Genomic DNA, 15,357 nt, shown 5'->3' on the forward strand with positions numbered 1-15,357 from the left:
TAAATTATTTCGAGATAAATACTTCTTGCACCTACTGTAAAGGCGTGTTTATTTTACCAAATTTTGGTTAAAATTTATCTCATTGAGTGTAATGAAAATCTATTAGCTATATAATTTAGAGTCTTGAGAATAATATTTTATAGTTATATTTTCAATATGAAAATCAAATTTAATATAAAACTATATTTCTATATATTATTATTTTAAACTTTGTATACATTAATTATCATTTATTAAAACATGTTATATTATAATTAATATTTTTAATAATATTATTTTATTTATTAATTAAATATTTATTTATAATACTTATAGTTTTTAAAAATATATCACAGATTTATAATATTTAATTACTTTATTGTAACAATGTTTATTAAAATTTTATTATAGCTATCCTGCACGTAATAGCCGAGTGGCGTCATCACGTCCAAAAATATTAAGCAACAAGCGTAAAGCTTGCCCTCGTTCTGAAGAAAAATCGGCATCACGTTGTAAAAATAAGCGCGCATCTTTTCTTGCCATTAACAAAAGATCACTATGCACTGCGAGGTTTGCTATACGAAATTCAGGTATACCAGATTGTCGGGTTCCTAAAAGTTCTCCTTCCCCTCGTAAACGCCAATCCTTTTCAGCAATTTCAAAGCCATCTTCTGTATTGCGTATAATATTAAGGCGCATTGCGGCTATTTTTGTTAGTGGATCTTTGTATAGTAGAACACAGGAAGATTTTTTCTCTCCTCGTCCGACACGTCCGCGCAATTGATGCAGTTGTGAAAGTCCAAAATGTTCCGCATGTTCGATAATAATGATCGAAGCATCTGGAATATCTACTCCCACTTCAATGACTGTGGTCGCAACTAAAATACTTGTATTTCCACATTTAAAAGACTTGATAGCCGCTTCTTTTTCATTCGTAGACATTTTTCCATGTAACATACCAACATGCGCTCCAAATCGTTCACGGAGAAATGCAAAACGGCTTTCAATTGAAGTAAGCTCAAGGGTTGTAGATTCTTCCACCAAGGGACATATCCAGTAGAGCTTTTCTTTTTTTTTCAATGCAACTGCAATTCGTTCTATAATTTCATTAATACGTTTTAAAGAGAGCATTGCTGTAGTAATTGGTTGTCGTCCGATTGGTTTTTCTATAATTTTAGAAACATCCATGTCGCCAAAAGCAGTCAAAACTAATGTGCGTGGAATAGGGGTGGCGGTCATTACCAACATATCAGCTTTATTCCCCTTTGCTGTAAGGGCAAGACGTTGATGTACACCAAAACGATGTTGTTCATCGATAATGGCTAAAGCAAGATTATTATAAGTGACATTATTTTGTATGAGAGCATGGGTTCCGATGATAATAGAGGTTTGTCCTGATAAGATCTCTTGTAGAATATTTGTGCGCAATTTTCCTTTTTCTCGCCCTGTTAAAAGCGTTGTTTTTAATCCAATTTTTTCGGCAAGAGGCGCAATTGTAGTAAAATGTTGCCGAGCAAGAACTTCCGTTGGTGCCATTAAAGCTGATTGTCCTGAATTTTCAGCAATTTGTGCTATTGCCATTAATGCAACTATAGTTTTTCCTGCTCCTACATCACCTTGCAGCAGCCTTAACATGGGTTCTGGTGAAGCGAGATCATGTGCAATATCTTCTATTGCTTTTTTTTGTCCATTCGTAAGTTGAAAAGGTAAAGCTTTCAGCAATTTTTTAGTATAGACTCCTGTTGGTGGACGAGAAATTCCTGCAAGAGATTTTGTTTTTAATCGCACAAGACCTAGAGCTAGTTGACAAGCTAGCAATTCATCGTAGGCAAGACGTCTGCGTGCTGTACTTTCTAAATTTAAATCATCAGGATCTACGGGAGTGTGGATACGGTGTAATGCAACAGAGAAAGAAGAAAAATTATGTTGTTTTTTAACGCTTTCCTCTATCCATTCTGGTAAAAGAGGAATATATTCAATGGCGTTTTTTATTCCACGCCTTAATATTTTTGCGGGTAGCCCAGCAGTAGAGGGGTAAATGGGCTCAATTAGTGGCATCTGATTATATTGCTCGCTTAGTGCAATATAATCAGGATGCACCATTGAAAGTTGTCCATGAAATCGTTCAGCTTTACCTGATACGATAACTTTTTTTCCTTCTGGTAGTTGTTTTTTTAGCCAAGAACGTTGGGCATGAAAAAATACTAAATTCATTTTTCCTGTTTGATCATGAGCAACGATACGATAAGGTGATTTATTATAGCCAGTTGGTGGTTGTTGATGCTGATCGATAATAATTTCAAGAGTAACGGTGGCTCCTTCTTGTGCACAAGCAATGCTGGGGCACATTCTGCGATCTATAACAGAATGGGGCATTAATTGGATAAGGTCAATAAGGGTTGGCTCACGTTGTGTAAGATTAATATTTAAGACTTTGGCTAGTAAAGCACATATTTTAGGGCTAATTCCTGGAAGAGTACGAATAGAAGAAAAAAGAGGACTAATAAGATTTGAATACATAAAAGTTTAGCCTGCTCTTTTTGTTTTTATGAGTTTATTTGTTATAATTATAAGAACTTTTTTATGGAAGTCTAATATGGAATATAAAGAAATTAAAATGTTTTCTGGATATGTAGAGAGCTGGATTGGTAAATTTAGCATTAAAATATCCTTTTATTACAAGACAGATAAAAATTGTTGTTTGGCATTTATTTTGTAGTGAGAAATTGTGAGAGCATCAGAAAATAAAATAAAATATAGTAAAAATCTTCTTCCTCGTTTTATTCATTTGAGGGTTCACTCAGCTTACTCATTACTTGAAGGGGCTTTAAAAATCCCACAAATTATTCAGAATGTAATTTCTGATCATGCGCCAGCAGTTGCTATTACGGATACGAATAATTTATTTGGTGCTTTGGAGTTTTCTCAACGTTGTATTTCTCATGGTATCCAACCTATTATAGGCTGTCAGCTTGCAATTGATTTTGACAATGAGAATGATGATCTACGTTCAGTTAAATGGCGCTATTCTTCTGATTTTTGCTCTATTGTTTTATTGGCGGCTAGCGAAATTGGTTATGCCCATTTAGTTCGTCTTGTCAGTCGTGCTTATCTTGATAAGAGTGATACCGATCCTCCTCATATCAAAGCCGATTGGCTATTGTCGCACAGCAAAGGAATAATTGCTTTAACCGGTGGCAGAGGTGGACCGATTAATTTTCTTTTAGAAGAGGGTAAAAAAGAACGAGCTGTTGAGTGCTTAACTTATTTGAAAAAAGTTTTTGGTGATCGTCTTTATGTGGAATTACAGCGGTGTGGTTCTTATGACAAAAAAATAGAAGCTATGCTTATTGAACTGGCTTATGCGCATGAAATTCCTCTTGTTGCAACCAATGAGGCCTTTTTTCTCAATAAAGAAGGATATGAAGCTCATGATGCGTTGATGGCAGTTGCAGAAGGACAAATTGTCTCTAATCCAGATCGCAAACGTGTGACACCAGATCATTATTTAAAATCACAAGATGAAATGGTTGCACTTTTTTATGATCTTCCAGAAGCTTTGGAAAACAGTGTTGAAATTGCATTGCGTTGTCATACTGCTACGCCAATTAGAAAACCAATTTTACCTCGTTTTATAGGACAGTCTATCAATTCAAATTTTACTTTAGAAGCAGAGGATAGTGAATTATTAAATCAGGCTAAAGCTGGTTTAAAAATGCGGCTTGAAACAATTGGATTAGCCGAAGGATACACGATTGCAGATTATGAGCAACGGCTTGATTATGAAATTTCAGTTATTACGCGTATGCAATTTTCTGGCTACTTTCTTATCGTTTCAGATTTTATAAAATGGGCAAAAATCCATGATATTCCCGTTGGACCAGGGCGTGGCTCTGGTGCTGGCTCGCTTGTTGCTTATGCATTGACTATCACCGATATTGATCCATTGCGTTTTTCTCTTCTCTTTGAACGCTTTCTTAATCCAGATCGTGTTTCTATGCCAGATTTTGATATCGACTTTTGTCAGGAGCGACGCGAAGAAGTTATTCGTTATGTTCAAGAAAAATATGGTCGTGATCAAGTTGCTCAAATTATTACGTTTGGTAAATTACAAGCACGTGCGGTGTTGCGCGATGTTGGGCGTGTTTTAGAAGTGCCTTATCGTCAGGTGGATTATCTTACAAAATTAATTCCTGCTGCACCTGGGATTCAAGTTGAGTTGGCTGATGCTATTAAAGATGAACCAAAATTTGAGGAAGAAAAGAAAAAGGATCCTGTTATTGGACGAACATTAGATATAGCGCTTCAATTGGAGGGGCTTTATCGTCACGCATCAACTCATGCAGCAGGGATTGTTATCGGAGACCGTCCGCTGTCAGAGCTTGTTCCAATGTATCGTGATTCTCGCTCTGACATGCCTGTTACGCAATTTAATATGAAATATGTTGAACAAGCCGGATTAGTAAAGTTTGATTTTCTTGGGTTGAAGACACTTACTGTTTTAAAAATGGCGGTAGATTTTGTTGCACGAAAGGGAATCAAAATAGATTTATCGCGTATCCCGTTGGATGATGAAGCAACTTACACCATGATGACACGTGGCGAAACAATTGGAGTGTTTCAAGTTGAAAGCGCTGGTATGCGTAAAGCACTGATAGGGATGAAGCCAGATTGTATTGAAGATATTATTGCACTTCTTGCGCTTTATCGCCCTGGTCCAATGGAGAATATTCCAACATATAATGCACGCAAACACGGAGAAGAAGAAATTGCCTCCATTCATCCTAAAATAGATTATCTGCTTAAAGAAACACAAGGCGTTATTGTATATCAGGAGCAAGTGATGCAGATTGCTCAGGTGCTTTCTGGTTATTCGCTTGGAGAAGCGGATTTATTGCGTCGCGCTATGGGTAAAAAAATCCATGAAGAAATGCAAAAACAGCGTACGCGCTTTGTAAATGGAGCAGTTGCTGGTGGTGTAGACAAAAATCAGGCTGATATTATTTTTGATCTTTTAGCAAAATTTGCAGATTACGGTTTTAATAAATCGCATGCTGCTGCTTATGCGATTGTTTCTTATCAAACAGCTTACATGAAGGCTCACTACCCAGTTGAATTTTTAGCTGCTTCAATGACGTATGATATGGCAAATACGGATAAGCTAAATGATTTTCGGCGTGAAGCGTTAAGACTAGGGATTGAAGTTATTGCACCTTGTGTGCAAACATCACACAGTGTGTTTGAAGTTGGAGAAAATTGTATTTATTATTCTCTTTCTGCTATTAAAGGTGTGGGGGAAGCTGTTGTTGATCATATTGTAACATGTCGCGGAAGTAAAATTTTTAAGGATCTGGAAGATTTTTGTGAGCGGATTGATCCCCGCATTGTTAATAAACGCGCGATGGAGAGCTTAATTTGTGCTGGCGCTCTTGATTGTTTTAACATTCCTCGTGAAGTTTTATTGGAGAGTCTTGGAATAATTCATGCGCGTGCACTTCGTATCATTGAGAGTAATTTTAGCGGGCAGACTGATATATTTGGGATAACGGATACGTTAAAGGAGCCTTTGATTTTATCGCAAGCAGATCCTTGGTTACCAGCTGATAAGCTTTATCGTGAATTCCAAGCAATAGGTTTTTATTTTTCCGCCCATCCTTTAGATGAATATCAAGATATTCTTGCTAAAAAACGTATTCGGACTTGGATTAATTTTTCCAATGAAATCAAAGGAGAATCAGTTCCTATTAAACTTGCTGGAACGGTTGTGGCAAAACAAGTTCGCAAAACAAAATCTGGTAAAAAAATGGGAATTATTCAGTTTTCTGATACAAGCGGACAGTATGAGACAGTTATATTTTCTGAGGAGCTTTCAATTTATGAAGATATACTAAAACCTGGAGAATCTTTTATTGTTACTGCGAATGCAGAAGGTCGATCTGAAGGGATTCGTTTGCAACTTGAGGGGATTGAATCTTTAGAAAAGGAAGCATCAAAGCATTATAAAATGATGCGCATCTTTATAAAAACAGTTGATATTCTTTCACAAATTGAAAAAAATTTAGATTTTAGTGGAAATGGAGAGGTAAGGATTGTTTTGATTCAAGAGAATGGATTCCAAGAAGTCGAAATTGAACTTCCAAAGCGGTACAAGATAAATTTACGCGTCAAGAGTGCTATAAAACTAATTCTTGGTGTTGTTAATGTGGAGTTAATTTAAATAGATGGTGCGGTGGGATAACTGTTTGGTTTAAGTGACATTTGCTTTTATCTGAGATTTAGCATTTTAGTTTTAAATTAAATTATAATTTTTAAAGGATTCTTCGTTTATTTTATATCAGTTATGATGGATTTTTAACTTAGTAAATTTAAAAAATTTATCTATTTAAGTTATGAACGCTCAGAGTGATTGGAAATGTCAAATTTTTACTACGTGTTTCTTTATTTCATTTTTTGTTAAGTTCATAGCGTCATGCATATAAAGCCAGTTAAGGCTAGACATGATACTTTCTGGTGTGCGAATTTTCATTATGAAATCACGTGCAATCGCTATGGAACCAGTTGCATGATAAATTGCTCTGTTAAAATCTCCACGTTTTTTTACTGCTGTAATGCGGGGGCGGCGTACTTTTTCGTAAAGTAAAAGAGATTCAATGGGTGAAAGTTCTTTAAGAGAGAGTGTTTCTGCTAATGTAGCAGCATCTTCTATTGCCATAGCAGCACCTTGTGCTGCAAAAGGTAAGGCTGCATGTGCACAATCACCGACAAATACTTGTCGCTTTAAGCCTAGAAAACGATTATGCTTCATTTGAAAAAGTGGCCAATAACTCCATTCATCAATATGATCAAAAATCTGCAAAATTTGGGTATTCCAACTTTCAAAAAGAGATTTCAGCTTTTCTTTTTTTCCTTTACTATGCCATTCTTTTTTTGCATTTTCTCCGTGAGTAATGGCAACAAAATTAAAAATTTTTTCTGATGATTGAAGGGGATAAACAACAAGGTGGTTTTTAGGCCCCATCCAAGCGGTAATTGTCTTTATATTTTGAAATAAAGAGTGGAAATTTTTTGGAAAATTTTCAAATTTTGCTGTTGCTCGCCAAGCAATAAAGCCACTAAAATCTGCTTTCTCATGAAATGGAGCTAATTGCCGTAATGTCGACCAAACCCCATCGCATCCGATAAGGAGAGACGCTGAATAAGATTGATGTTGTGTTTGAGACGTCGCATCTGTTTTTATTGTTTTTATCTCAATACTGTTAGTTGTAGTTTGACTAAACGATACAAGTGTTTCACCTGTTTTATATTTGATAAGGGGATTTTCAATAACAGCGTTATGTAAAATTTTTTGTAAATCAGCTCGATGAATTGTAATATAGGGAGCTTTCCAATTTTGTTCTGACAAATTGACGAGGTTAACATGCAGATGTGTTTTTAAAGATATTCCATTTCTTAATTCAAGAAAGTGTGGTGTCATTCCCATTTCGGTAAGCTTGCTGAGAATTCCCCAGCGAGCAAGAATGCGTGTTGCATTAGGAGTAAGTTGGATACCTGCTCCTACAGTGTCAAATTTTTTGCATTTTTCTATGAGGGTGCTTGCAATTCCCTTATGAGCAAGTGACAAAGCTGAACTTAAACCCGCAATACCTGCTCCGATGATTATTGGTGATTGATTCATTGGTTATTTCATATCGAAAAAGTATGAAAATGCATTATAACTAATTATTTGGATGATAAAAACATCCTGTTGGTTTTGTTTGATTATATGTTAATGAGGAATTATATCGGTAAAGTGTTGAGCAATAAGGGCAAATTTTTTCATCAGCTGATCCCATATCAATGAAAATGTGAGGATGATCAAATGGCTGTGTAGCTCCCACACACATAAATTCTTTTACGCCAATTTCGATTATTTTATATCCAAGGTCATTCTGGAAATGGGGTATGCTGTGATCAGTCATGATGTACAAACTCCGAATAAATTGCCCGATAAGCCATGATTTGGATTCTATATCTTTAAATTTCTAATTTGTAATAAAGATTATTCCAATGCAAGATACTTTTTAAGATAATTTGCAAATGAAACGTTTCTAATTTTTTAAATTATCACATATTAACATGCTGTAGGACTGGTCATTGGTGTATGGTTACGGTAAGATATTATAAGACTTACATAATATATTTAAATTATAAAGGAAAATTAGCTAAGATATATGGAACAGAAGATAACAGATCAGATCTTTGTGCGGGATATAACAATGCAAAACCCAGCACGGTTTGTTAATCGAGAATTTTCGTGGTTACAATTTAATAATCGCGTATTGATGCAAGCCTCTGATCTTAAATATCCTTTATTAGAACGTGTGCGATTTCTTTCAATTTCAGCGGCTAATCTTGATGAATTTTTGATGGTTCGTGTTGCGGGAATTATTGCTCAAATTCGTTCTGGAATTGAAAAGCATAGTGCGGATGGGCGTACACCGCAAGAGCAATTAAATTTTGTGTTAGCTGAAATTTCATATCTGCAAGCTAATCAACAACAAGAATTTTATGTGTTACGTGATGAATTAAAACAGAATAATATTGCAATTATAGGCTCTAATGAGCTTTCCGAAATTGAAAAGTTATGGCTTGAAAGATATTTTAATGATACTATTTCCTCTCTTTTAACACCTTTGTTTATTGATCCTTCTCAGCCTTTTCCTTTTATTCCTAACTTAGGTCTTACGATAGCACTCCATTTATTACCGCGTGGTAAACAATGTCCTGTGGTAATATTGTTGCGTGTTCCAACTACCTTGAAGCGTTTTATTCTTCTTCCGCAAAAAGACAATCATTTCCGCTTTATCACATTGGAGGATGTTGTTAGTCTTTTTATTCATCGTTTATTTCTTGCTGATGAAGTTAATGGATTTGGGATATTTAGAGTTATTCGTGATAGCGATATTGAGGTAGAGGAAGAAGCTGAAGATCTTGTTCGTTTTTTTGAAACTGCTCTTCAAAGGCGTCGTCGTGGGCAGGTTATTCGAATTGAATTTGATGCAAAAATGCCTAGAGATTTACGTCAATTTGTAACAAATGGACTTGCTGTTCCTGAAAATTATATAAGTGTTTTAGATGGATTGTTAGCGCTTAATATGATATCAGAAATTGCATCTATTCCACGTGATGACTTAAAATTTGTCCCTTATAATCCTCGTCTTCCTGAATGGATTCGTCAGCATGATGGTGATTGCTTTGCTGCTATTCGTGAAAAAGATATAGTGCTTCACCATCCTTATGAATCATTTGATGTTGTTGTTCAATTTTTACATCAAGCTGCTTGCGATCCTGATGTTGTTGAAATTAAACAAACTCTTTATCGTACATCAAATGATAGTCCAATTGTTAGCGCTTTGATTGAGGCAGCAGAACAGGGAAAATCGGTTGTTGCTTTGATAGAACTTAAAGCGCGTTTTGATGAAGAGGCTAATATTCGTTGGGCGCGTGATCTTGAACGTGCAGGTGTTCAAGTTTTTTTCGGTTTTATTGCATTAAAAACACATGCTAAGATGTCACTTGTGATAAGACGTGAAGGAAAACACTATCGCTCTTATGTTCATCTTGGAACTGGGAATTATCATCCAATTAATGCTAAAGTTTATACCGATCTTTCTTTTTTTACTATTGATGATGATATTGGTCATGATGTTGCGTTACTTTTCGATTATATTGCTCAATATACGCGACCAAATGAAAAGATGAAGATTGCATTTTCTCCGTTGACGTTGCGGAACCGTATCCTTGAGCACATAGAAGGAGAAATTATCAATGCGCAGCAAGGTCGGTGCGCGGCTATTTGGATGAAAGTTAACTCATTGGTTGATCCTGAAATTATTGATGCATTATACCGTGCCAGTCAAATGGGTGTGCAGATTGATCTAGTTGTGCGTAGTATATGTTGTTTGCGTCCTGGTATTTTAGGAATTTCAGATAATATTCGTGTAAAATCAATAGTAGGGCGTTTTCTTGAGCACAGTCGTGTTTTTTGTTTTGGCAATGGCAAAGATTTACCAAATGAGAATGCGCTTGTTTATTTGGGATCTGCTGATATGATGCCTCGTAATCTTGATCATCGTATTGAAATATTAGTTCCAGTTTTTAATAAAGCGGTTCGACAGCAAATTCTTTTACAAATTATGTTAGCTAATATCCTTGATAATCAACAAAGCTTTGGTATATTGAGCGATGGAACATCAAAACGTATAACGCCGCAAAGAAATAAAAGTCTGTTTAATGCGCAGGAGTATTTTATGACTAATGCAAGTCTTTCGGGGGCAAAAAAAAATTTTGGGTCTTCTGCCTCACGTTTGGTTGCGCAGTATCGTCAGCAAATCATATTTCATGAAGACTAAAATCTAATGACATATATAAATGCTCAGGGTCGGCTAAAAGGGCGCAAGCCTGTCGCTGTTATTGATATTGGTTCAAATTCTGTTAGGCTTGTTGTTTATGAAGGGCTTGTGCGCTCACCAACGGTTTTATTTAATGAAAAGATTCTTTGTGGTCTTGGTCAAGGTGTTGCAAAAACTGGATTTTTAGAAGAAAAATCGACCAAAATGGCGCTATTAACACTGAGGCGGTTCCGCGCAATTTGTCGACAAATTGGAGCGGACGAAGTTTATACGTTAGCAACAGCAGCAGCGCGGGAAGCAAAAAATGGGCTAGCGTTTATTAAAAGCGCTGAAGATATTTTGCAAAATAAAATATACCTTCTTTCAGGAAGTGAAGAGGCTGCATATTCAGGATATGGTGTTATTTCTACCTTTTATCAACCAAATGGCATTTCTGGTGATCTTGGTGGCGGAAGCTTGGAGCTTATTGATATTTGCGATTCTAATGTGGGTAAAGGGATAACTTTGCCATTAGGTGGGTTGTGGCTACAGTATATATCAAATGATAATATTGCTGTGGCAACAAAGATTGTACGTGAGCATCTTTATAATTCTACTATCGCGCATAAAAATGTGGCACGTTATTTCTATGCAGTGGGAGGAACATGGCGTAATTTAGCAAAACTTCATATGGTGACGAAACAGTATCCATTACCTGTGATGCACGGTTATGGAGTTGATGCCGTTGAGATGGAAAATTTTTTATGTCTTGTAGCCAATGGCAGTATTGATGATATGCAAGGGATTTCAGCTATTTCAAAAAATCGTCGTCAGCTTTTATCTTATGGAGCAATTGTTCTTATTGAATTAATTCGGTGTATGGGGCTTGAAAAAATAATCTTTTCTGGTGCTGGAGTACGTGAAGGTTTTCTTTATACACGATTACCTCAAAAAATTCGTACTTCAGATCCTTTAATTGCAGCATGTACAGAAATGGCTATTTTACGGGCACGTTCACCAAAACAAGCGGAAGAACTCATTGATTTTACTTCCAATGCGTTTGAAGCTTTTAGAATTTCAGAAACTGAAAATGAACGCCGTTATCGTAGAGCTGCTTGTCTTCTTGCTGATATTGGTTGGCGCATACATCCAGATTATCGAGGTAATGAAGCGGCTAATCGAATAGCGTTGGGATCTTATCCAGGAATTTCTCATGAAGGACGTGTCTTCGCTGCATTGGCTGTTTTTTTTCGCAATACGGGTTTGTTTTCTAACGAAGAAGATTTAGCTCTTTTTCAATTAGCAACTCGAAATATAGTTGAAAAAGCACGCATCCTTGGAGGGATTATGCGCATTGCTAATCTTTTTAGTGCTTCTATTGCAGGAGTTTTACCTAATTTATCGTGGCATAAAAAGCCTGATCATGTGATATTGCATATTCCAGTGCGTTATGCTGATTTAATAGGTGAACGTCCCCTTGAGCGGTTACAGCAATTGTCAAAAATAATAAATCTGCCTCTCGCTTTTGAAAGCTCGTGATTTCTTGTCTCTAAAATTTAAGAGTGAGTCTAATATGTTTGATTATGTTCGATATGATAACTATTATCGAGAAGGCTCAAAGTTTTTCAACTCTTTTAGGCAATTTTTCAGATGAAACTTTCTCATCTGTAGATAGAGCGCCAAATTTTGTCAATTTTTATATTAAACAAGATATCCTATTGTAATTTTTAATACTAATTTTCAAATGTAATAAGTAATTGGAGTTTTTTGCAAATTAAAGCTTCTTAATGCTTATTTTCCCGTTGTCAAAATAAAATCCTATCTGTCCTTTTAACATTTGTTCAGCTTTTTTGCCAAATATTTCATAGCGCCAACCGTTCATAGCAGGGATATTTTGTTTTGTGCCACCATTTATGATTTTTTTTAAATCGCTGGAAGTTGCGATCATTTTAGGTGCAATATTGTTTTCGTGCGCAACAACCTTTAACAAGACTTTGAGAAGATCAATTGCAACAATTATTGTATCATTAGTAGTACTATATTTAGGAAGAGCGGGTAAAGTAGATGTATCGACCTCTAAGCCTTCATGGACTGCTTTAAGTAATGTTTGTGTGATTGATAATTTATCCCAATTTTTATTAAGACTGCGCAAACATTTGAGTGCAAATTCGTCTTTTGGTTGTTGTGTTGCAATTTCAATAAGACATTCGTCTTTCATGATATGGCGACGTGGAATATTATGCCTTCGTGCTTCGCGTTCACGCCAAGCTGCTATTTTTTGTAAGACGGCAAGCTCACGAGGATTTTTAACTTTTCCTTTTACTTTTTTCCATGCTTTATCTTCTGGTATATCGTAAGTTTCTGGTGTTAACAGGATTTTTATTTCATCGTTCATCCAGTGTGTACGCTTATTTTTTTCTAGTTGTTTTTTTAATAAAAGGTAAACATCTCTTAAATGAGTTACATCGGCAAGCGCATAAAGCAATTGTTTTTCGGAAAGAGGGCGATTGCTCCAATCTGTAAAACGAGATGATTTATCGATGTGATGTCCTGTACAGCGTTGTACAATTTGATCATAGGAAATAGAATCACCAAATCCACAAATTGCCCCTGCTATTTGAGTGTCGAAGAGGGGGTAGGGAATGACACCTCCAAGATGATAAATAATTTCAATATCTTGGCGTGCAGCGTGAAAGACTTTAACAATTTTCTTATCTGTAATTAAATCAAAAAATATTTTTAAATCAATGTCTTTTGACATAGGGTCAATGAGCACTGTAATATCTGGTGATGCAAGTTGGATTAAGCATAGTTGAGGCCAAAAGGTTGTTTCGCGGATAAATTCAGTGTCTATTGTTACAAAATCAGAGGTACGTAATGCAGTAATAGCAATTTCAAGATCTGTTGTTTGTGTAATAAGTTTCATCATTTTATCTATCCAGAAATACCTTTTCCTGTATTTTTTTTAAGTCTCTATTGTTACATCTTGACAAATGGTTGTGAAAAAGCGTTTGTAGCGCATGTGAAACTATAATCAAAGGTAAAAATATGCACCGTTATCGCAGTCATAATTGCGCTGTTCTCCGTAAATGTGATGTAGGAACACAGGTTCGTCTTTCAGGATGGGTTCACCGTATTCGCGATCATGGTGGAATCCTTTTTATAGACTTACGTGATCATTTTGGAATTACACAAATTGTTGCTGATCCAACTTCGCCAGCTTTTAAAGCTATCGAAAAGGTACGTTCTGAATGGGTTATTTGTGTAGACGGAGAGGTGCGTGCACGTTCTGATGAAGTTATTAATACAACACTTCCAACAGGCGAGATTGAAATTTTTCTGAAAAAGGTGGAAATTCTCTCAAAGGCTGACGAGCTTCCTTTACCCGTTTTTGGAGAACCCGACTATCCAGAAGATATTCGATTAAAATATCGTTTTCTCGATTTACGTCGAGAAACTATGCACAAAAATATCATGCGCCGCACTGAAATTATTTCTGCTATTAGGCGGTGTATGCAAGATAATGGTTTTACGGAATTTACTACGCCACTTTTGACAGCATCATCGCCAGAAGGGGCACGTGACTTTTTGGTTCCAAGCCGTATTCATCAGGGCAAGTTTTACGCATTACCACAGGCACCTCAGCAATATAAGCAATTGTTGATGATGTCGGGTTTTGATCGTTATTTTCAAATTGCTCCGTGTTTTAGAGATGAAGATCCACGAGCAGATCGTCTTCCAGGTGAATTTTATCAATTAGATGTTGAAATGAGTTTCATTGAACAAGAAGATGTTTTTATCACAATGGAACCCATTATACGTTCTATTTTTGAAGAGTTTTCAAATGGAAAACCTGTAACACAAAGTTTCCCTCGTATTTCCTATGATGAAGCAATGCAAAAATATGGTTCTGATAAGCCTGATTTGCGTAATCCGATTATTATGGAAGATGTCTCTCAACATTTTTATGATTCTGGTTTTAAGGTTTTTGCCCAGATTTTAGCTAATGATGAAAATGCAAAAGTATGGGCTATTCCAGCTAAAACGGGTGGAAGTCGTGCTTTTTGTGATCGTATGAATGGATGGGCACAAAATGAAGGACAACCAGGTCTTGGTTATATTTTTTGGCGTGAAGAAGGAGGAAAATTTGAAGGTGCGGGTCCTATTGCCAAAAATATTGGTGAACAAAGAGTTGATGCTATCCGTATGCAACTTGGCCTTGAAAGTGGTGATGCTTGTTTTTTTGTTGCAGGAAATCCGAAGAAGTTTTTATCTTTTGCAGGACTAGCGCGTACACGGATAGGGGAAGAATTGAATCTCATTGATCGGGAGCATTTCTCTTTAGCATGGATTGTTGATTTTCCATTTTTTGAATGGAATGAAGATGAGAAAAAGCTTGATTTTGCACATAATCCTTTTTCCATGCCACAAGGAGGAAAAGAGGCTCTTGATCATCAAGATCCTCTTACTCTTAAAGCTTTTCAGTATGATCTTGTTTGCAATGGTTATGAGATTGCATCAGGTGGAATCCGCAATCACTCTCCAGAAATGATGCTTAAGGTTTTTGAGCTTGCTGGTCTTTCTAAAGAAGTGGTAGAAGATCGTTTTGGTGGTCTTTATCGTGCATTTCGTTATGGAGCTCCACCGCATGGCGGTATGGCAGCGGGTGTTGATCGTATTATTATGCTTTTACAAGGTGTAAAAAACTTGCGTGAGGTTTCTTTATTTCCTATGAATCAGCAAGCACTTGATCTTTTGATGAGTGCTCCATCTGATGTTTCTGCAATACAATTGCATGATTTAGGGATTCGAATTGCTCCTGCTCTTAAGAATGATTCATAAAGTGTTATAGTAAGGTAAGGCGTTGATATCATTTTTGTGTGTAATAACGCCTTCAAATTATGTGTTAGTGCACATGTTGTTTATGGCAAGCTCGAGTATTCTGCTTTATTTTATCTTTTCAATATTGTAAAAAGGATTAACATACCAGTTTATAAAAATAATACGG

The 15,357-nt window shown here is 36.1% G+C and carries 8 protein-coding genes; 4 read left to right on the forward strand and 4 right to left on the reverse strand.

All coding sequences use genetic code 11. The features are described 5' to 3' along the window. Positions 1-390 precede the first annotated feature (390 nt). A complete protein-coding gene (recG, locus tag V4B18_RS04390) occupies positions 391-2,499 on the reverse strand; it encodes an ATP-dependent DNA helicase RecG (protein WP_455475264.1) in 2,109 nt (702 codons plus the stop codon). Between the two features lie 208 nt (positions 2,500-2,707). Between recG and dnaE the strand changes: the two genes are divergently transcribed. Then, positions 2,708-6,196: a DNA polymerase III subunit alpha gene (gene dnaE, locus V4B18_RS04395; RefSeq protein ID WP_455475265.1), complete on the forward strand. Its 3,489-nt coding sequence runs from the start codon at positions 2,708-2,710 to the stop codon at positions 6,194-6,196. 198 nt (positions 6,197-6,394) lie between these two features. On the opposite strand, the gene V4B18_RS04400 is transcribed toward dnaE, so the two are convergent. Further along, a complete protein-coding gene (locus V4B18_RS04400; protein WP_455475266.1) occupies positions 6,395-7,654 on the reverse strand; it encodes an FAD-binding protein in 1,260 nt (419 codons plus the stop codon). A gap of 40 nt (positions 7,655-7,694) precedes the next feature. Then, a complete protein-coding gene (locus V4B18_RS04405; RefSeq protein ID WP_455475267.1) occupies positions 7,695-7,937 on the reverse strand; it encodes a zinc-finger domain-containing protein in 243 nt (80 codons plus the stop codon). Positions 7,938-8,189: 252 nt separating this feature from the next. Here V4B18_RS04405 and V4B18_RS04410 point away from each other — a divergent pair, with 252 nt between their 5' ends. Then, positions 8,190-10,370 (forward strand): RNA degradosome polyphosphate kinase, encoded by a 2,181-nt coding sequence (locus tag V4B18_RS04410; protein ID WP_455475268.1) that lies wholly within the window; start codon positions 8,190-8,192, stop codon positions 10,368-10,370. Between the two features lie 6 nt (positions 10,371-10,376). Next, positions 10,377-11,888, forward strand: a complete 1,512-nt coding sequence (locus V4B18_RS04415; RefSeq protein WP_455475269.1) for a Ppx/GppA family phosphatase — start codon at positions 10,377-10,379, stop codon at positions 11,886-11,888. Positions 11,889-12,123: 235 nt separating this feature from the next. Here V4B18_RS04415 and rnd read toward each other — a convergent pair whose 3' ends face one another. Beyond that, positions 12,124-13,278 carry a ribonuclease D gene (gene rnd / locus V4B18_RS04420; RefSeq protein WP_455475270.1) on the reverse strand — a complete coding sequence of 385 codons (1,155 nt, stop codon included), beginning with the start codon at positions 13,276-13,278 and terminating at the stop codon, positions 12,124-12,126. A gap of 119 nt (positions 13,279-13,397) precedes the next feature. On the opposite strand from rnd, the gene aspS reads away from it, so the two are divergent. Further along, positions 13,398-15,191: an aspartate--tRNA ligase gene (aspS, locus tag V4B18_RS04425; RefSeq protein WP_455475271.1), complete on the forward strand. Its 1,794-nt coding sequence runs from the start codon at positions 13,398-13,400 to the stop codon at positions 15,189-15,191. The last annotated feature ends 166 nt before the right edge of the window (positions 15,192-15,357 follow it).

The sequence above is a fragment of the Bartonella sp. B17 genome (assembly GCF_053795755.1).